Annotated in this window: 15 protein-coding genes; 9 read left to right on the top strand and 6 right to left on the bottom strand. The window is 51.1% G+C overall.

What is annotated here, in order from left to right:
- Positions 1 to 56 precede the first annotated feature (56 nt).
- Entirely contained in the window at positions 57 to 620 is a 564-nt protein-coding gene (locus SE18_RS03950) for a hypothetical protein (protein ID WP_054533121.1), read from the bottom strand.
- Between the two features lie 172 nt (positions 621 to 792).
- Here SE18_RS03950 and mgrA point away from each other — a divergent pair, with 172 nt between their 5' ends.
- Positions 793 to 1,785, top strand: a complete 993-nt coding sequence (gene mgrA / locus SE18_RS03945) for an L-glyceraldehyde 3-phosphate reductase (RefSeq protein WP_054533282.1) — start codon at positions 793 to 795, stop codon at positions 1,783 to 1,785.
- A 99-nt stretch (positions 1,786 to 1,884) separates the two neighbouring features.
- On the opposite strand, the gene SE18_RS03940 is transcribed toward mgrA, so the two are convergent.
- Positions 1,885 to 3,516, bottom strand: a complete 1,632-nt coding sequence (locus SE18_RS03940) for a glycosyl hydrolase family 8 (RefSeq protein ID WP_054533120.1) — start codon at positions 3,514 to 3,516, stop codon at positions 1,885 to 1,887.
- Between the two features lie 235 nt (positions 3,517 to 3,751).
- On the opposite strand from SE18_RS03940, the gene SE18_RS03935 reads away from it, so the two are divergent.
- The 3 genes from SE18_RS03935 (at position 3,752) to SE18_RS03925 (ending at position 6,533) form a co-directional block, all read left to right on the top strand.
- On the top strand, positions 3,752 to 4,297 hold the full coding sequence (locus SE18_RS03935; protein ID WP_054533119.1) for a GNAT family N-acetyltransferase: 546 nt from the start codon (positions 3,752 to 3,754) through the stop codon (positions 4,295 to 4,297).
- Positions 4,298 to 4,546: 249 nt separating this feature from the next.
- On the top strand, positions 4,547 to 5,080 hold the full coding sequence (locus tag SE18_RS03930; protein ID WP_054533118.1) for a GNAT family N-acetyltransferase: 534 nt from the start codon (positions 4,547 to 4,549) through the stop codon (positions 5,078 to 5,080).
- A gap of 832 nt (positions 5,081 to 5,912) precedes the next feature.
- Positions 5,913 to 6,533: a hypothetical protein gene (locus SE18_RS03925; RefSeq protein WP_054533117.1), complete on the top strand. Its 621-nt coding sequence runs from the start codon at positions 5,913 to 5,915 to the stop codon at positions 6,531 to 6,533.
- Here SE18_RS03925 and SE18_RS03920 read toward each other — a convergent pair.
- Positions 6,525 to 6,968 carry an NUDIX hydrolase gene (locus tag SE18_RS03920; RefSeq protein WP_054533116.1) on the bottom strand — a complete coding sequence of 148 codons (444 nt, stop codon included), beginning with the start codon at positions 6,966 to 6,968 and terminating at the stop codon, positions 6,525 to 6,527. The two genes, SE18_RS03925 and SE18_RS03920, sit on opposite strands and share 9 nt — an antisense overlap.
- Before the next feature lie 357 nt (positions 6,969 to 7,325).
- Between SE18_RS03920 and SE18_RS03915 the strand changes: the two genes are divergently transcribed.
- From SE18_RS03915 to SE18_RS03905, 3 genes are read left to right on the top strand one after another with little or no spacing between them, the layout of a single operon-like run.
- Positions 7,326 to 8,957, top strand: coding sequence for an amidohydrolase (locus tag SE18_RS03915; protein WP_054533115.1), 1,632 nt, complete (start codon positions 7,326 to 7,328; stop codon positions 8,955 to 8,957).
- Positions 8,945 to 9,604 carry a hypothetical protein gene (locus SE18_RS03910; RefSeq protein WP_152976547.1) on the top strand — a complete coding sequence of 220 codons (660 nt, stop codon included), beginning with the start codon at positions 8,945 to 8,947 and terminating at the stop codon, positions 9,602 to 9,604. The genes SE18_RS03915 and SE18_RS03910 overlap by 13 nt, the downstream gene beginning before the upstream one ends.
- A 9-nt stretch (positions 9,605 to 9,613) precedes the next feature.
- Complete coding sequence (locus SE18_RS03905) at positions 9,614 to 10,816, top strand: ABC transporter permease (RefSeq protein ID WP_054533113.1); 1,203 nt, start codon at positions 9,614 to 9,616, stop codon at positions 10,814 to 10,816.
- Here SE18_RS03905 and SE18_RS03900 read toward each other — a convergent pair.
- Positions 10,813 to 11,766, bottom strand: a complete 954-nt coding sequence (locus tag SE18_RS03900) for an STAS domain-containing protein (protein ID WP_054533112.1) — start codon at positions 11,764 to 11,766, stop codon at positions 10,813 to 10,815. The two genes, SE18_RS03905 and SE18_RS03900, sit on opposite strands and share 4 nt — an antisense overlap.
- A 234-nt stretch (positions 11,767 to 12,000) precedes the next feature.
- Positions 12,001 to 13,104: a bifunctional diaminohydroxyphosphoribosylaminopyrimidine deaminase/5-amino-6-(5-phosphoribosylamino)uracil reductase RibD gene (gene ribD, locus SE18_RS03895; RefSeq protein WP_201783470.1), complete on the bottom strand. Its 1,104-nt coding sequence runs from the start codon at positions 13,102 to 13,104 to the stop codon at positions 12,001 to 12,003.
- Between the two features lie 121 nt (positions 13,105 to 13,225).
- On the opposite strand from ribD, the gene SE18_RS03890 reads away from it, so the two are divergent.
- A complete protein-coding gene (locus SE18_RS03890; protein ID WP_054533110.1) occupies positions 13,226 to 14,650 on the top strand; it encodes a GH1 family beta-glucosidase in 1,425 nt (474 codons plus the stop codon).
- Between the two features lie 334 nt (positions 14,651 to 14,984).
- Positions 14,985 to 16,556 carry an STAS domain-containing protein gene (locus SE18_RS03885; protein WP_054533109.1) on the top strand — a complete coding sequence of 524 codons (1,572 nt, stop codon included), beginning with the start codon at positions 14,985 to 14,987 and terminating at the stop codon, positions 16,554 to 16,556.
- Between the two features lie 210 nt (positions 16,557 to 16,766).
- Here SE18_RS03885 and SE18_RS03880 read toward each other — a convergent pair whose 3' ends face one another.
- Complete coding sequence (locus SE18_RS03880; protein ID WP_054533108.1) at positions 16,767 to 17,879, bottom strand: winged helix DNA-binding domain-containing protein; 1,113 nt, start codon at positions 17,877 to 17,879, stop codon at positions 16,767 to 16,769.
- Positions 17,880 to 17,983: the final 104 nt, after the last annotated feature.

Raw genomic sequence — 17,983 nt, 5'->3', positions numbered from 1 at the left:
AAGAGCCTTTCTCTATACCGATAAGTATAGAGAAAGGGGTTGAATTTGTCAAGCAATTACCATTCGCTGGTGTAATAGATATCGTTAATTGACCATTGTTGGGCAGCATCAAGGCTTACTGTGCACGACCAAAGGAGTTCAAAAGTGGCGTTGCCACCAGGATTGTTAAAACGCGCCGTAACGGTGGAAACCAGTTCCCATGCGTTTTTACTTAGCGGAGTTAAGCGCATAAGCTCGGGCGAAAACTCGATCAAAACATAGTCAGTGGCCTTGGCTTGAAGCGCTTGCTGACATTCCGCCAGCGGCAGTTGATCGATTGTTGGAAGTTCGGGTGTTGTTGGCAATTCTGGCGTTGAGACCGTTTGGGTTGCCAAGGCTATTTCGGTTGGAACCGTTTGGGTTGCCAAAACAACCTCGGTTGGCACGAATGGCGAAGCAGTTGCCAGCGATAAGGGCTTAACCGATGGTTCTGGCGTAGCGGTTGGAAACGGAATTACGCTTGGTTCGGGCGTAGCAGTCGGAAACGGAATCACGCTTGGGGTCATGCCAATTTGCAATGGGTTGCTACAGCCTACAAGCCCAAGCGCGAACAGACCAATAAACCAACGCTGGTAGCGCATACATTCTCTCCAAATTCCAGTTGATTGTTGATGCTGTAATCGTCGCAGGATTTGGGGCTGAATGAATGATGCGAAGCTGATGCTAGCATCAAAATCCACTAAAACCAGCGTGCTATAATCGGGAAGGATTCTTTGTCTGTTGCACGCCAGCAGGCCAATGGGGTTGATGTGGATGAATTATCAAGCCAAGGATAGCCGCTATACGACGATGCGCTACAATCGCAGTGGCAAAAACGGCCTAAAATTATCGGCGGTGGCGTTGGGGCTGTGGCACAATTTTGGCGGCGTTGATGTGTATGAAAATGCCCGCTCGATGGTGCTACATGCCTTTGATCATGGCATTACCCATTTTGATTTGGCCAATAACTACGGGCCGCCACCAGGCTCGGCTGAAGAGAATTTTGGCCGTATGCTCAAACACGATCTCAAGCCTTATCGCGACGAAATCGTGATTTCGACCAAAGCTGGCTATTATATGTGGGCTGGCCCGTATGGCGATTGGGGTTCGCGCAAATATCTAGTTTCGAGCCTCGACCAAAGCTTGAAGCGCATGGGCTTGGAGTATGTTGATATTTTCTATCATCATCGCCCAGACCCAGAAACCCCGCTCGAAGAAACCATGCAAGCGCTCGACCAGATTGTGCGCAGTGGCAAGGCGCTGTATGTGGGGCTTTCGAATTATTCAGCTGAGCAAACCGCCGCCGCCAGTGCAATCTTGCGCCAATTAGGCACACCCTGCATGATTCACCAGCCATCGTACAATATGTTTAATCGTTGGGTTGAAGATGGGTTGTTGGCAACCTTGGCCGATCAAGGCATTGGCTGTATTGCTTTTTCGCCATTGGCCCAAGGATTGTTGACTGATCGCTATTTGCAAGGCATTCCAGGTGATTCGCGGGCAGCCAAAGCCCACGGTTTTCTCAAGCCAGCCCATATTACCGATAGTGCCTTGGCCAAAGTGGCTAAATTGAATGATTTGGCTCAAAACCGAGGCCAAACGCTCGCCCAAATGGCCTTGGCATGGGTGCTATGCCACCCAACCATGACCTCGGTGCTAATTGGAGCTAGCAGAATCGCCCAAATCGACGATGCACTTGCAGCCTTAACTGGGTTGAACTTCAGCACAGAGGAATTAACGGCAATTGAAACTGTTTTGGGCGAATAACTGCCTTCTAAGCTACTAGATTTTTTAAACGAAAAGCCCCTCGCCTGCGTTGAGTAGACGAGGGGCAAATTGTGACCGATTCAAGTTGCATTGTGGATCTTATTCAGCTTGCCACAAGGCTGGCACCGCCTCAGGTGTCCATGTTGATAGTGAAGTATGGGCTTGCAAACAGCGATAGATGCGCCCGTTGTAGCTCACTCGTTGGCCTACTGCATAAGCCTGCATGTTGCCATTCCAAGCTGGAACGCCGCTTGGGGTAGCTGTCGCTGGCACTGGCGTTGCCGTTGCTGGCCGTGGCGTGGCGGTGGCAGGCCGTGGCGTTGCTGTCGCTGATACTGGAGTTGCCGTTGCTGGCCGTGGGGTTGCTGTTGCAGGGCGCGGGGTGGCGGTTGCTGGTCGTGGCGTTGCCGTCGCAGGGCGCGGGGTGGCGGTTGGGCTAACTCCAGTACGGCTTGGCGACCAATAATTGCCCGACATGAGCAGCAAACATTGCAAGGTCACTGTATCTTCAAAATAATCTTGGTGATTGCTACGTACTGCATCATACACCCGATTAAGCCATTGCTGGCTGGTCGGCACGGTCATCGCTGCCACCCCAAATGGCGCTGCAAAGAAGGTGCTGAAATAGCCACTATCGGGCAAGGCCGTGCCATTGAGCGTATAACCAGCCCGAATATTGGTTGCTGTTCCACCAGTCGCTTGCTCAATCCAGCGTGAGATTTTTTGAGCTTGGCGTAATGAAGCAGCATCGCCAAAAAGCACTGCATCGGCGCCTAAGCGCCAAGGCACGCGGCCTGAATTGTAGTAGTAATTACCATCATTTTCACTTTCCAAGAAGTTGGCAGGCGATGGCTTGGGCGTAGTGTTGGCCTGTACCACAAAATCGGGCAGCAAGCCAGTATTGAGGCTATATTGGGCTTGAATACTATCAACAACGCCTTGAGTTTTGCTCAGCACTGTATCCCATGTGGCATTGCCAGTGAAAGCCCGATAATCGCGAAAGTGGCTGGGCATAAAATCAGAAGGCCGAGGCGTGTATTGGCTATGAGGGCTGCCATTTGGCGAAACCCAATCGCCCAACATTGGCAAGCGGCTGCTTGGGCCAATTGTCGATTCTAAAACGCCTGCTAAAACAGTGTTGGCTGCGCTGGCATAATTGATACGACCACTGCTCCCCCACTGGGCATCAGCCAAAATCAGGCCATAGCCAATATCAGCATCGCCATCGAAAGCACTATCGTTGCCAGAGCCATCGCTAGGAATCCGCCAGCCCATCAAGCGCGAATCGATGTTGCTTGGATTAGTACGCGAAAATTCCCATAAGCCATCAAAAATAGTTTGCGCTTCGGGATCATAGCCAGCCATCAAGGCCATAATGACCATGCCATAGCCTTGACCTTCAGAAACTGTCACGTTGGGCGCGCTGCTGCCAAAGCTGATCCGATAGTAGGGATTGCCAGCGCTACTCGTGCCAGCTCGCACCACATAGCGGCTTTTCCAGACATCGTAAAAGGCTTTAACATCGCTATCAAGTTGGGCTTGGGTGCGATGATTGGGCTTAATCGTGCCGCTTGCATATTGGGTATGCTGCGGAAAAGGCCGGCGTGGCGTTGCAGCTGCATACGATGCCTTGCTGGTAAAGAGCGGCACAACAACTGCACAGATGGCCAAAATCAAAATGACCCGCAACATTAAGCGAGAACCGAAAAAAGAGCGTTTATCGTTATTCATTACCTACCTCCAAGTTGCTGGAAAGTTATTCCAATGAACTTAGTAAGCAATCTAGCATAGGCCAGCAACTAAAGTCAAGAGATTTATTAAAAAATATTTATTATTCTCATTATTAAATATGCTCATGTGGCTTGTCGGTAGCAAGCCTGAGGCTTTAATCAACCTTCTGATGGATAGGCAGCTGCGGAATCGGGCCTATACTAGCCCAAGCTTTAGCCTAGAAGGAGTAATCAGCGTGCTAAAAGGTAAATTAGTCACCCTCCGCGCGATCGAACGTGAAGATAGCAAAGCATTATACGAACTAGAGAAAAATGTCGAACTGGTGATCTATGGAAATGGCACATGGTCGCCAACCCCATTGGCCAGCTTCGAAAAACGCTTCGACAAATACATCGAAGGCTCAGAAAAAAATCAATTTATTATTGAAGTTGATGGGGTCGTGATTGGCTCGATTGGCCTCCATCATGGTGATCGGGTTGCGCAATGCAGCGAATTCGGGATTGGGATTTATCACCCCGATTATGTTGGCAAAGGCTACGGCAGCGATGCAATTCAAGTTTTGTTGCGCTGGGCCTTCCGCATTCAAAATTATCGCCGCATCTGGCTGACGACTGGCAGCAACAATGCCCGCGCTATCGCCGCTTATGAAAAATGTGGCTTTGTGCACGAAGGCCGTTTGCGCGAGCATGTATTTGAAAATGGCCGCTTTGTCGATCTCATTCAAATGGGTATGTTGCGCTCGGAATGGGAAACGAAGCAGGGCATAGAACAAAGAGCATAGAACAAAGCAAAAGGCAAAAATCAAAAGGCAGAAGGCAAAAGCTCATAGCCTATAGCCAAAAGCCCATAGCCTTCATGTTCTTCGCGCTCTTCGCGGTTTCAAGCCTCGTGGAGTGATTTGTTAACGCAGAGACGCAGAGAATTGAGGCTTTGGGCTAGCAGAACATTTGGTGGTATGGCACTGATTCCAAAAGCCAAAAGCCCATAGCCCTTCGTGCGCTTCGTGGATCAATCAGAAAGGAGCCTAGCTGTGCTAAAAGGCAAACTCGTAACCCTACGCCCAATCGAGCGTGAAGATAGCAAAGCCTTGTACGAACTAGAAAAGAATGTTGAACTGGTGATCCATGGCAACGGCACGTGGTCGCCCATGCCTTTGGCGAGCTTCGAAAAACGCTTTGAAAAACACCTTGAAATTACCGAAAAATTGTGGTTTGTGATCGAGGTTGAGGGCGTGGTGATTGGCTCAATTGGCTTACACCACACCGATCAACTAAGCCGCACCAGCGAATTTGGCGTCGCGGTCTATCACCCCGACTATGTTGGCAAAGGCTATGGCAGCGATGCGATTCAGGTTTTGTTGCGCTGGGCTTTTCGCGTTCAAAATTATCGCCGCATCTGGCTGATGACCGATAGCAATAATCCCCGCGCAATCGCTGCGTATGAAAAATGTGGCTTTGTGCACGAAGGACGTTTGCGCGAGCATGTGTTCAACAATGGTCAGTATGTCGATGTGCTGCAAATGGGCATGTTGCGCTCGGAATGGGAAGCAAACCAAAAAGGATGAAGGATGAGGGATAAAATGTAAGAGCATAGGGCAAATCAAAAGGCAAAAATCAAAAGGCAGCATAGGGCTACGGGTCAGGGGCTTTTGCTGGAGGATTTGAGCAATCGGAAGCCTAATCAGGAAAATCTGTGCCAATCTGTGGCTAGAAACATTCTTCGTGGCCTGCCCGTCCTGCGCGATTTCAAGCCTTGTGGAGCAATTTGTTAACGCAGCGGCGCAGAGTAGTGAGGGCTGTTGGCTATGAGCATTGGGTTAGGAAGAACATAATCATAATCATCTGTGCCAATCTGTGGCTAAAAAATTCACCTTCGCGATCTTCGTGTTCTTCGCGGTTTCAAGCCTCGTGGAGCAATTTGTTAACGCAGCGGCGCAGAGTAGTGAGGGCTGTTGGCTATGAGCATTGGGTTAGGAAGAACATAATCATAATCATCTGTGCCAATCTGTGGCTAAAAAATTCACCTTCGCGATCTTCGTGTTCTTCGCGGTTTCAAGCCTCGTGGAGCAATTTGTTAACGCAGCGGCGCAGAGAAATATGGCTATTGGCTGGCGAGAAATAAATCTGTGGCTAACACAATATCATTCGAGGAATTCGTGGCTCAAAACTTAACCTTCGCGATCTTCGCATGCTTCGCGGTTTCGCTCTCCCTCGTCCCTGATCCCTCGAGTTAAAAACTGCCTAGAGCAGCCACAAAAGTTAACACAACGCTGTTAATTATGATCTTGCAATGCAACAATCGCTCGCGTACCATACGTCATAGCACTATTAGCAACCTATGAACTTCAGCACAATTGCAACAAAACTCGGAATTGGAATTGCCGAAAGGATCGGGCTATGGAATGTTTTGAGTGTGGTCAACCAGTTAATCTCAATGTGCGCTATTGTTTACAGTGTGGCGTAGACCTTGAGGCAATGTATGCGGCTCCACCAACCATGCCGATGGATCGCCTGCCCCCAATGCCGTTGTTTATGCAAGCAGCGCCTCAGCCAGCGCTTGCGGCTGCGGCACGAGTCCAGCCAATCAGCCACCCGCAAATCAACTACCAATTACCACTCATTGAGCAATTACGCGCCAATATCAAAGACCCAAATTTCTTGATGCAAGCGATTTATTTTGTGTTTATTGGCTTCTGGAGTAGCCAAATGTGGTTGGCAGCAACTTGGCTTTGTGGGTTGTTTGGATTAAATATTAGCCAGCCCATGCTGAACTATTTGCCAACGATTACCTTTTTGAGCATGCCCCACACCGAGGGGCTGGTTACCAGCCTGCGCAAGGAATTGCCACGTGGGCTCTGTTTGCTGTATGGCATTTGCGTTGGCTGGTATCTCAGCATGCTGTGGATGCAGCTGATCTGGCTAGCAACCGTGAGTGTGGTTGGCTTGCCATTGGCCCAAAAAATGGGGCGTGTATTGCCCAGCGTGATGTGGCTCAAGCCCTTGCCGAAGCTAGACTAAGCGATTCGAACGCCAGATTGTATTGACGACTTCAAGCACACTACGCTCACGCGGAAAACTGATCTGCTCGAGGGCATCGGGCAATAAAAACCACTGAGCATCGTCGATTTCTGAAAGTTGCGGTTTGAGGCAACCGCCTGTACAACGAAACAGAAAAAACTCAACCCATTTATGCACAAAATGGCTCTCAACCCGAAACCAATATTGAATTGCCGAAAGCGAGCAGACAATTTCGCCCCGTAAGCCAGTTTCTTCGTTAATTTCACGACGGGCTGCTTGGGCAAAGGTCTCGCGGCCTTCACGATGGCCTTTTGGCAAACCCCAGCGCGTGCTGTTGTGCGTCGCAATCAGTACAACCTCTGGCACATCATCCATCCAGCGATAGCAAACACCACCGGCTGAATAAGCAATACGACTTTTGCGACTCTGGCTCATTCATGCCTCCATCAGGTATCACGATGCGAGCCGCCCGAAGGCCGCCCGCATCATTCATTCAACACTCATAGGAATGCTGAACAAGTATTCGATTATGCTTGCTTCATCATATCACGAGACAGCGCGATCCTCGGCAAGCAGCATCAAATTGCTTGGGATACCCAATCCCTAGCGCGCAGAACGGCGTTTGAAGAAATAGGCCAAACCTGCCAATGCCAACGCCGCCAAAGCACTCTTTTTATGTCGAACCATGATAGTCCTCCTTATAATCAAATAAAATCCTACAACCCTATAAGCAGGATATATGCCATGTTTTTGTTACAATAGATAGCAGTCTATGTTACTGGGAGAACAACCATGGCCCGTGATCGTTTGATAGCTGGGGGCGCAATTTGGACACTCGACCCAACAGTGGGCGTGGCCGAGGCCATTGCTTTGCGTGATGGCAAGGTCGTGACGGTTGGCACTAACGCCGAGGTTCGGGCTGCACTTCACGCCGATTATGAGTATATCGATTTGGCTGGGCGCAGCGTCGTTCCTGGTATTTGCGATGCGCATATTCACTTGCTTTGGAGCGCCCTGCTGGCCGATCAAATTGACTTGCAAGAAGTAGCGTCGTTTGATCACGCGCTTGAGATTATTCGTCAGCACGCCGAACGCTTGCCAGCCGATGCATGGGTACTTGGCTCTGGCTGGGATCATAGCCTGTGGCAGCGCGATTGGCCAACCGCCAGCGAGCTTGATCAGGTAACTGGTGGGCGTCCGGCCTTTATTACCCGCAAGGATTTGCACTCGGCGTGGGTCAATAACGCAGCCCTTAACTGTGCCAACATCAGCAAATTTAGCAGCGATCCTGATGGCGGGAGCATTGGCCGTGATGCTACTGGCGAGCCAAACGGCATGCTGTTTGAAAATGGTCAATTGGCGGTCAAGGCCTGCATTCCCGAGCCAAGCGCTGCCCAAAAAGAGACCAGCATTCAAGCCTTTATCAAACGGATGCACCAACGCGGCATTACCAGTATCCATGTGCCTGAAGGCCCAGATTGTTTTGCTGCGGTGCAAACGCTCTATGGACGCGGCGCGCTCGAAATGCGCATTTTGCACCACTTGCGTATGGATTTGCTTGAGCATGCTGTTGCAATGGGGCTTAAATCGGGCTTGGGCGATGCTTGGTTACGTTTTGGCAACTTGAAAATATTTAGCGATGGCTCGCTTGGCTCAGCCACGGCGCACATGCTTGAGCCATTTGATAATTTACCAGCCAACGCCCCGCATCCCTATGGCATTCCGATGCACGACCGTGAAGATCTTTTTGCCACGATCGATCGGGCGCTTGCCAATGATATTAGCGTGATTATGCATGCCATCGGCGATGCTGCCAATCGCACGGTGCTCGATGCAATTGAGGCGGCGCTCAAAGCCAATCCTGAAAGCTTGCAGCCAAGCCTTGGCAAGGGTGCACTCGCGGCTCGCGTTCCCAATCGGATTGAACATGCCCAATTATTACACCCTGCTGATATTCGGCGCTTTGGCCAGTTGGGGGTAATTGCCTCGATGCAGCCAATTCATGCGACCAGCGATATTAGCGTGGCTGATCGTTTTTGGGGCCAGCGGGCGCAATCGGCTTATGCTTGGCGCAGTTTGCAGGCCAGCGGCGCAATTTTGGCCTTTGGCTCCGATGCCCCAGTTGAATCATGGGACCCATGGGCGGGAATCCATGCCGCTGTGACTCGCCAACGCCCAGATGGATCACCGGATGGTGGTTGGTATCCTGAACAACGTTTGAGCCTTGAAGAAGCCTTGTGGGCCTATACAGTTGGGCCTGCAATCACCTCAGGCGAGCAAGCAATCAAGGGCAGTTTAGGCGTTGGCAAGCTTGCCGATTTGGTGATTCTTGAAGAGGATTTAGCTCAAGTTGCGCCGCAGCAATTGGCAAAGGTTCAGGTTGCGCAGACGATTATTGAGGGGCAAACTGTATGGGAAGGTTAATCATCGTGCTTGCTATCGTTGCAAGTTTGGTTGGCTGTGCCGAACAAAAAGATACGCCAACGACGGTGAGCTTTGCAACTATCGCACCTACTGCGCTAACCAACCAAGGTACTACTATTGCGCTAGCAACCATAACGCCAACCAGCGCGCCCACGGCGACCGCACCAGTTTCATTAACATTCAGCACCTATCGCGATCCACGTGGCGTTTTTGCGCTTGATGTGCCAAGTAATTGGCGCACTGAAGCGCTTAAAAATGGCATTGGAATTAGCAGTTTTGCCTACAATGCCAGTGTTGTAGTAACGATCTCGTTTAGTTGGCAAGCAACCCAGCTTGATTCAACCAAAGCAGCCGAGATTGTCGAAATGGTGAAATCGCAGACCTTCGCAACCTATCTCACTCGCGATGTGCAATTGAATAGTGCCAGCGAAGGTGCAACGTATCGCTTAGAAGGCACGGCAACTTTGAATGCCCAGCCAATGTATGTACGTTTTGAGCTAAGCCAAACCACAGGCGGCAGCATTATGTTGCAATCGTGGCTTGTGCCGCAAGAGTTATGGCCCGAGGTCGAAACGACGTTTTATAAGCCAATGCAACAAAGCTTGAGCATTGATGATGAAGCTGCCGCCGCCTTGGCACAAGAATAAGGGATTGCGATGAGCAAAATCTGGACAATTGCCCGCCATGAATATTTGACCCATCTGCGCCGTCGCGGTTTTTTGATCTCCACCTTTGGCATGCCGATTATGTTAGTGCTCCTGTTTGTTGTGGTTGTGGTTGTGTTGCTGCTCTCGTCGCAAGTTAAGGCAATTGGGTATGTCGACCAAAGTGGTTTAACTACGGGCTTGCAGCCAGAGATTGCCTGGCGCAGCAACTTGGGCGATGTGCAACTGCGCCAATATGCCAGCTTAGATGAAGCCAAAACTGCGCTCCAAGCAGCATCGATCGATGCTGCCTTTGTGGTGCCCAGCGATTTTTTGGCCAAAGGCACAATTGAAGGCTATGCGCTCGAAGCTTTACCGCAACTGGCCGAAAGCCAGTTTAGTGGGTTTTTAAAGGCCGTGCTGGCAGCCCAATTGCGCGACGAGCCAGATGTGGTGTTTCAGCCAATTCGCAAACTCGATAGCATTGTGCTCGATGCACCACCAGAAGAGGCGCGCCGCTCTGGCTTATCGATTGCCGTGCCGATTTTCTTTGGAATTTTGTTGCTTGGCTCGACCTTCGGCAGTGGCTCGTACCTGATGATGGCCTTGATCGAAGAAAAAGAGCAGCGAATTATGGAAATTCTGGCCAGTTCGCTCTCGACTTACCAAATTATGACTGGCAAGATTTTGGGCTTAGGAGCTTTGGCGCTGACCCAATTAAGCATCTGGGCCAGCGGCGGCTTGGTGTTATTGGGCTTTGCAGCCGCCCAATTCGATCTGATTGGCGAGCAAGGCATTAGCATTGGTGTAATCGTGCTGGCGTTTATGCTGTTTTTCCCAAGCTACTTTATTATTGCCGCCACCCTTAGCGCAATCGGTGCCGCAGTTACCAGCGCGCAGCAAGGCCAGCAACTAACCGGCATCGTGACGCTCTTGTGTACAATGCCATTGTGGTTTATCGCGGTACTGAGCAATAATCCAAATGGCGGTTTGGCGCTAGGCTTTAATATCTTTCCCTATACCGCGCCGATTACCCTGCTACAACGGGTGATGAGCGGCAGCGTGCCAGTTTGGCAGCAAATTGCAACCGTGCTTTGGTTGTGGCTGATGGCAGCGTTAATCACCCGTTTTGCTGGGCGCGTCGTGCGCATTGGCTTGTTGCGCTATCGCCAAAGCCTGCGCATCCGCGACCTGTTTCAACTGGGCAAGCTTTAAAGTTTGGCGGCAATTTGCAAGGCGGCATACGGCGTTGGCGCAGTTCGCACCAGTCCCAAATCGATCCGTTGGCGCACAAGGGTTGTCGCCAAATCAGCGCTAATGCCACTCAGAATCACCGAACTGCCCAATAAGCGAATGGCGCTGGCCAAGCGCAGCAATTGTTGGGCAGTTTGTTCATTGACCTCGCTCAAGCTCGTAATATCCAGAATAATCGCTTTGGCGTGGCCTTGATTGACTGCCGCCAAAATCCGATCGGTCAATTGGGCCGCCCGTTGCGCATCAACATAGCCAATGATTGGCGCAAGCAATACATGCTCGTCGACTTCAACAATCGGGGTTTCGAGCGCGGCAACGGTTGCCAACAAGCGTTGTTGCTCCGCCGATTGAGCTGCTAAATGATTAGCCCGATCTTCTGCTTCTTGGGCATAACGCTGGGCCGAGCCATGCGCAGTTTGGGCCAAGACCAAGGCCTCGCTGTTGGCGCGCTGGGTTTGCTCCAAAATCAAGCGCCCCAGCCACAAGCAGCCAGCAATAAAGGCATAACAAATTGCATAATCAACTTTAAGATACGGCGTATCACTATCGGCCCGCACCCATGTGACTAGCATCGCTGCCAGCGCCGTGAGAATCGTCGTGCGCGAATCGGTAATCACAAAGGCAATTGCCATCGGGGCCAGCAACACTGGCGAGAAATAAATATCCTTGGCCGGATCAATCAGCAATAAAACCGTTATTGCGGTTGCCACCACGAGGCTGACCAACGGCACCCACGCCCAATTGCGCCACGCCCCATAGGCCAAACCCAAGGTTACGATTGGCAAGATCCCTAAGCCAATTAATACTTCAGGCTCACCACCATTAAAGAGTAAATAGGCAAAACCTAACGTGCTCATAAGCGCTTCAAAGAGCAGCAGGGTTAAGAGTGCAAAACGTTGACTAAGCCGCATGATGGTTCCTTTATTGTATGTTAGGCCTCGTCTATTTTAGCAGGATTAGGCATATTCTCAGGGTGATTTTTCGACCCCCACAAGGTGAACATTGATTTACATTAGAGCTAGATTAAGCAGGGACAAGCAGCCACAGCAAAATCATAGCTCCAAGGTTTACATTGCGTTACATGCTGACTAGGTTGAGCAGGGACAAGTATCAACAGGAAAATCATAGCTCCAAGGTTTACATTGCTATACCTGCGGGTTGGGATAGGCTGTGAGCCACATATCGGCCCCAACTTGTTCACTTGCGCTCCATTGCCACAACTGGGCCTCATTCATGCGCGCAATACCAACGCCGCCAACTGGGCTTGGCGCAACGCCGCCAATAATTTTAGGCGCAATCACAACTTGTAATTTCTGCACTGCCTGCATCGCCAAAAACGCGGCAATCGTTTCGCCGCCGCCCTCAACCAACAACGAACTAATATCACGCTGGCCTAGCTCACGCAACAAAGCATCAAGCGCAACCCGCCCTTCAGAATTGCTTGGCAACTCCAGAATTTCAGCGTTGCTGATGCTGGCCCGCCATTCGGCACTGGCAGCGGCGGTTGTAGCGATAATGGTTGTTCCAGGAACTTGATCTGCCAACATCGCCGCGCTCGCAGGCATACGGCCTCGCGCATCGAGCACAATCCGCAGCGGGTGTTGCACTGGTCGCCAATGCTGCGCCAAGCGCGTCGTCAGAAGCGGATCATCAGCAAGTACCGTGTTGATGCCAACTAAAATCGCATCAGTTTGGTCACGCAATTCATGCACCTTTTGGCGTGAGGCTGGGCCGCTAATCCAGCGCGCATCGCCTGTGCGGGTGGCAATTTTGCCATCAAGGCTCATGGCATATTTAACCGTTACAAACGGCTGTTTAGTCACAATCCAATGCCGAAAGGCCTCGGTTTGAGCGATGGCCGCAGCTTCAGCAGCCTGATCAAAGCGCACCAGAATGCCTGCGGCTTGGAGCACGCTCGCTGCATCGTGCTCGAAACGCGGGTTGGGATCGCGCGCAGCAATCACGACCTCACGAATGCCTGCGGCGATAATCGCATCGGTGCATGGCGGCGTGCGACCCCAAATTGTGCATGGCTCAAGCGTAACATACAGCGTTGCGCCACGAGCCAGATCGCCAGCCTCGCGCAAGGCCATGACTTCTGCATGGGCCTGGCCCGGCGGTTGAGTATGGCCACGCCCAACAAGCTGCCCAGCCTGCACAACCACTGCGCCCACCGCCGGATTGGGACTCGTGCGGCCAAGCGCCAAATTGGCTTGTGCGAGCGCTGCCTGCATAAAATTCTCATCCATCAGCATGCTCATTTCAATCAACGATTCAGCCGTATAATACAGGCGGTTTTGTGATTGCAGCAACCAAGCAGCATGAGACCGATTTCAAACATTGCACGAATTCATGGGCAAAGGAGACCAGATGACCACTGTTGAAAAGCATTTTCCTAGCGATTTTCTTTGGGGCACTGCGACCTCAGCATATCAAATTGAAGGGGCCGTACACGAAGATGGCCGTGGCGAATCAATTTGGGATAGATTTAGCCATACGCCAGGCAAGACCAAGTTTGGCCAAACTGGCGATATTGCCTGCGATCACTATCATCGCTACCCAGAAGATTTGGATTTGATGCGCGAGCTTGGGCTAGCCAGTTATCGTTTCTCGATTGCATGGCCACGAATTTTCCCAGAAGGCAAAGGCAAAATCAACCAAGCAGGGCTGGATTTTTACAAACGGATTATCGAAGGCCTGCATCAACGCCAGCTTACGCCAATGGCCACGCTCTACCACTGGGATTTGCCCCAAGCCTTGCAAGATGCTGGCGGCTGGATGAATCGCGATACGGCCTTGCGCTTTGCTGAATATGCAGAAGCTATGTATCGCCAATTAGGTGCGAGCGTGCCGTTCTGGATTACCCACAACGAGCCGTGGGTTGCGGCCTTTGTTGGTCACTTACAAGGCCGCCATGCGCCTGGAATCAAAGATTTGCCCAGCGCCGTCAAAGCCTCGCATCACCTGCTCTATTCGCATGGCTTGGCAACCCAATTATTCCGCGACCATAAAGTAGCAGGCCAAATTGGCATCACGCTTAATTTGACCCCTGCCTATCCAACCCACGATACCCCAGAAGATCATGCCGCTGCATGGCGCAACGATGGCTATGGCAATCGCTGGTTCCTTGACCCCATTTTCCGTGGCAGCTACCCCGCCGATATTGTTGAATGGTTCGCGCAACATCATCGGCTTGAAATGGATTATGTGCAGGCTGGCGATTTGGCCGTCATCCAACAGCCAATTGATTTCTTGGGGATTAACTATTACTTCCCGAATCGCATTTCGGCGGCAGACGAAAGCAAATTTTTGGCGCTTACCAATAGCCCAACGATTGGCGAAACCAGTTTTCGCGGCTGGGAAGTTGTGCCCGCAGCCTTTGCCGATTTGCTCAAACGAGTGCAGCGCGATTATGGCGATACGCCGATTTATATCACCGAAAATGGCAGCGCCTTCGCCGACCTCAAACGCGCAAAAGATGGCTCAGTGAATGATGGCGATCGACTGAGTTATCTGCATACTCACTTGGAAGCTGTAGCCGACGCAATCGATGCTGGTGTGCCCGTCAAAGGCTACTATGCTTGGTCGATGCTCGACAACTACGAATGGGCCGAGGGCTACGACGAGCGCTTTGGGATTATTGAAGTCGATTTTGCAACCCAAAAACGCACGCCCAAACGCAGCGCCCGCTGGTATCAACAGATTGTAGCCAATAATGGTTTGCCAAGCTTGCCCAGTGAATTAGAAGCACTTGCCCAGCGCTACCGCAATTGCCCAATTGGCCCGCAGGAATAAGCTTTAGCAAATTCCCTCAGTCCCAATCCCCGCGCCTACTACATTCAGGCGCGGGGAAATTGTTGCGATTAGCCAAAATCAGCCACTATCAAGCCCCGCAAACCCTAAAAGTGTTTGCTAGCAAGCCCAAAATTACCAGCCTAGCTATATTGCTAGCTAGGCTATTTACTGCTACACTAGACCAACCTTTTGGCTCAGCTAGATGCTGAGAATTCTTCAAAAAACACCACTGGTTGCAAGCCTCAAGCTGGGTCGAGATGGCAACGGCAGCGGATGGTGTTTGATGAATCGGCCATGGGCTATTTGGCTATGGCTTGATGGATAGGAAAACACTATGCGAGCACGTGTTCGTCGTCGAGTTACGTGGATCATTACGCTCTCTGCATTGCTGCCATTGCTTAGTGTTTGGGTATTGGTGTTGGTGATTAGCTATCGCGCCGAGCAAGAATCGGCTGAGCGCCAACAAATTGCCTTAACCGATTTGGCTGCCGAAGATTTCCGGCGCTTTTTATTCAACACCACAATTGAACTCCAAGATATTGCCGAAAATATTGCCCGCGAATCTGATCCGCAAACAATTAGCGCCCAACAGCTTGCCACAATTGGCCTGTTTCGTTCAAGTTTTGTTGAAGTCGCAATTTATAGCGCTGATGGGCAACGGCGGATTGCTAGCTCGCGATTTGGCGAACCAACCTTGCCAAACTCGTTGAATGGCTCACAGCTCTTGACCGATCTCAGCACGCGACGGGTATCATTTACCGATCCAGCAGCATTTAGTGGGAGCATCGACCGTAAATTAGCACCGCAAGAAGTGCCGCGTTTTCGGGTTGCCACCCAATTGCTTAGCTCAAGCAATCAAGTTTTATTCTTGGTTGCCGAAGTTAGCATGCAACGCATCTGGACAAGCACAACCCGCATTGAGACCGCTGCCGAAATGCGAATTTTAATTTTGACCGAGCAAGGCAATTTGATCAGCGCTGCCAAAATTGAAGCTTTGGCTGAACACCCCACCATGCGCGACCTACCACTCTTAAGCCAAGCAACCACAGTTGCAACCTATCAAAGCGTTTTTGGCGAAGAAGTGCTTGGCGTGCGCAGCGCAATCGAACCAGTTGATTGGATCTTGGTGGTTGAGCGGCCATTAGATGTGATTTATGCCAATGTCGGCAGGCTGGCAGTAAGTTTATTACTTGTGATCTTCATTGCAGCGCCAATTGTAATTGCAGTTGGCTGGTATGTTGGCAAACGAATCGCTGGCCCGATTCAGAAACTCTACGCTGGCGTAACCGAATTTAGCCAAAATCCCACCACGTTTGAGCCAGTGATTCTCGATACCCGTGACGAACTAGCCAGCCTCGCAGGAGCCTTCAATACCATGGCCAGCGGCTTAAACGCCTCGCAAACCCGCTTGGCCAACCTCAACGAGGAGCTAGAAGCCCAAGTTGTCAGCCGTACCAGCGAGTTGCACACAGCTTTGGCCGAAGTCCAAGCCCAAAATCAAGCCCAGGAACGCTTGCTCGACACCGTGCGCCGCTTGAGCATGCCCAGCATCCCAATTACCAAACATATGGTCGTAATGCCCTTGGTTGGTGAATTTAGTGCTGACCGCGCTGGCGATATTAGCAGCACTCTGCTGATTGCCATTGAGCAAGAACGCGCCAAAGTCGTGATTCTCGATATTACTGGCGTTCCCGTCGTCGATAATGTTGTGGCACGCGCAATTCTTGAGGCGGCCCAAGCTGCGCGCTTATTGGGAGCACAAGTTATTTTGGCTGGCATTCGTCCAGATATAGCCGAAACCTTGGTCAATTTGCAGATCGATCTGCGCACAATCGAAAGTGCGGCAACCTTGGAGCAAGCCTTCAAACGTGGCATGCACTACTTGCAGATCAATCGACTGGCCTAAAACCACAAACGGCTCAATTGAGCCGTCTGTAGAAGAGAAAGAGTGTGTGTGAGGAGGAAGGATTTGAAGGTAGTATCCAACCGCCAACTTACGAGCATCCTAACGATCATGCTCGTTGCTACTCCTATTCTTTGGTTAGGCCATGATTAACTAATAATCAATCCCAAAAACTTAACTCTGCGGCTCTGCGTCAAAGGTATCCGCCAACAGCTATGCTCTATGTTCTGCAAACTGAATAATCGGCTCATTGCTGTTGGTTGCAAAGTGTAGCAAACTGGCTGCTTCGTGCTCCAACGCTTGGCGTTCAGCCTTGGCAATTGGCTCGAACAGCTGCAAGTGCAGGCTTGATTCTGGCTGTTTGATTTTCCACATGCCTACCACAAAGCCATCAACCAAAATCGCCCCGGGAATAAGGCCATTGCTAGTAAAAAGGCGTTGACGATAGGCTTCGCTCAAAATTCTAGTTCGATCAGCGTGCGCTAGCAAAATATTGTCAAATTCAGCCAGTAGCCTTGGCGGCGCTGGCGTTGCTGGGTCGGGACGTGGCGCAGCAGCTAAATCGTACAATTCGCGGCCTTGCTCATCGCAGAAACAGATCAATTCTGCTTGCAGTTGCTTGAAAACCACGCCCAAACGCGTCAACCCCGACCATGCTTGCATATCGTTGATACTGGCTGGACCAAAGGCCGCCAAGTAGCGCCGCACCAATTGGGCCAAATCTGGTGCGCTTGCTAAAGGCTGGCCCAACCACTGCTCAGCGATAGTATGCGCCGCTGGCCCGCTGGTAGCCCATAAACCACGCGGTGGCACTTGCACCAACGCCAACCAAGTGCGTAATGCTTGAGCCAAAGCTGCCGCCGGATAATCGGGCCAACGCTCGTGCAGCAAGCCACCAAGCGCTTGAAACGTTTGCGGCTGAGTTTCAAGCAAATGCCTTCCAAATTCAATCAGGGCTGCCTTGTCGATGCCAGGCAGTTGCTTGCCAAAATTCGATTGAAAGCCGCGCTCCAAAACTGGCTGCAATAATGGCCGCAGGTTAAGGCAATCGCTGGCACTCACCAAATGAATTGTCGAACGCATCAGAGCAATTCGCACAACTTGGCGCTGTTCAAACAGAGTTGATAATTGCTGCTGCTCAAAGCCATGCAAGCGTGACCACAAGCCAACATAGGGTGGATTTGGGGCTTGGGCTTGCATTCCAACGAGCTGATCAATCAAGCCCAACACTGAACCACGCACCCGCTCTAACAAATGTTGGCGCCCCAACAAGGCCCGATTTAAGGCGCGTTGACTCAAAACTTGATGCTGCAATCGCTTGACCATTGCTACTCCTATTCCCTAAACACACGATTTCAGTAGTCTATCAGAATTGGCTCAGATGCAGATCATTCAATCGATGCAGCAGTTTCAATAGGCTTTAAAACGAC

The organism is Herpetosiphon geysericola, assembly GCF_001306135.1.
Classification (GTDB): domain Bacteria; phylum Chloroflexota; class Chloroflexia; order Chloroflexales; family Herpetosiphonaceae; genus Herpetosiphon; species Herpetosiphon geysericola.
The sequence above is the reverse complement of the archived record's forward strand: the minus strand, read 5'-3'. Positions and strand labels throughout refer to the sequence as shown.

Coding starts and splice junctions, on each gene's coding strand:
- SE18_RS03880 (WP_054533108.1), bottom strand. CDS start 17,879: ATGGTCAAGCGATTGCAGCATCAAGTTTTGAGTCAACGCGCCTTAAAT.
- SE18_RS03905 (WP_054533113.1), top strand. CDS start 9,614: ATGAGCAAAATCTGGACAATTGCCCGCCATGAATATTTGACCCATCTG.
- SE18_RS03920 (WP_054533116.1), bottom strand. CDS start 6,968: ATGAGCCAGAGTCGCAAAAGTCGTATTGCTTATTCAGCCGGTGGTGTT.
- SE18_RS03885 (WP_054533109.1), top strand. CDS start 14,985: ATGCGAGCACGTGTTCGTCGTCGAGTTACGTGGATCATTACGCTCTCT.
- SE18_RS03890 (WP_054533110.1), top strand. CDS start 13,226: ATGACCACTGTTGAAAAGCATTTTCCTAGCGATTTTCTTTGGGGCACT.
- SE18_RS03950 (WP_054533121.1), bottom strand. CDS start 620: ATGCGCTACCAGCGTTGGTTTATTGGTCTGTTCGCGCTTGGGCTTGTA.
- ribD (WP_201783470.1), bottom strand. CDS start 13,104: ATGGATGAGAATTTTATGCAGGCAGCGCTCGCACAAGCCAATTTGGCG.
- SE18_RS03910 (WP_152976547.1), top strand. CDS start 8,945: ATGGGAAGGTTAATCATCGTGCTTGCTATCGTTGCAAGTTTGGTTGGC.
- SE18_RS03940 (WP_054533120.1), bottom strand. CDS start 3,516: ATGAATAACGATAAACGCTCTTTTTTCGGTTCTCGCTTAATGTTGCGG.
- SE18_RS03915 (WP_054533115.1), top strand. CDS start 7,326: ATGGCCCGTGATCGTTTGATAGCTGGGGGCGCAATTTGGACACTCGAC.
- SE18_RS03925 (WP_054533117.1), top strand. CDS start 5,913: ATGGAATGTTTTGAGTGTGGTCAACCAGTTAATCTCAATGTGCGCTAT.
- SE18_RS03900 (WP_054533112.1), bottom strand. CDS start 11,766: ATGCGGCTTAGTCAACGTTTTGCACTCTTAACCCTGCTGCTCTTTGAA.
- mgrA (WP_054533282.1), top strand. CDS start 793: ATGAATTATCAAGCCAAGGATAGCCGCTATACGACGATGCGCTACAAT.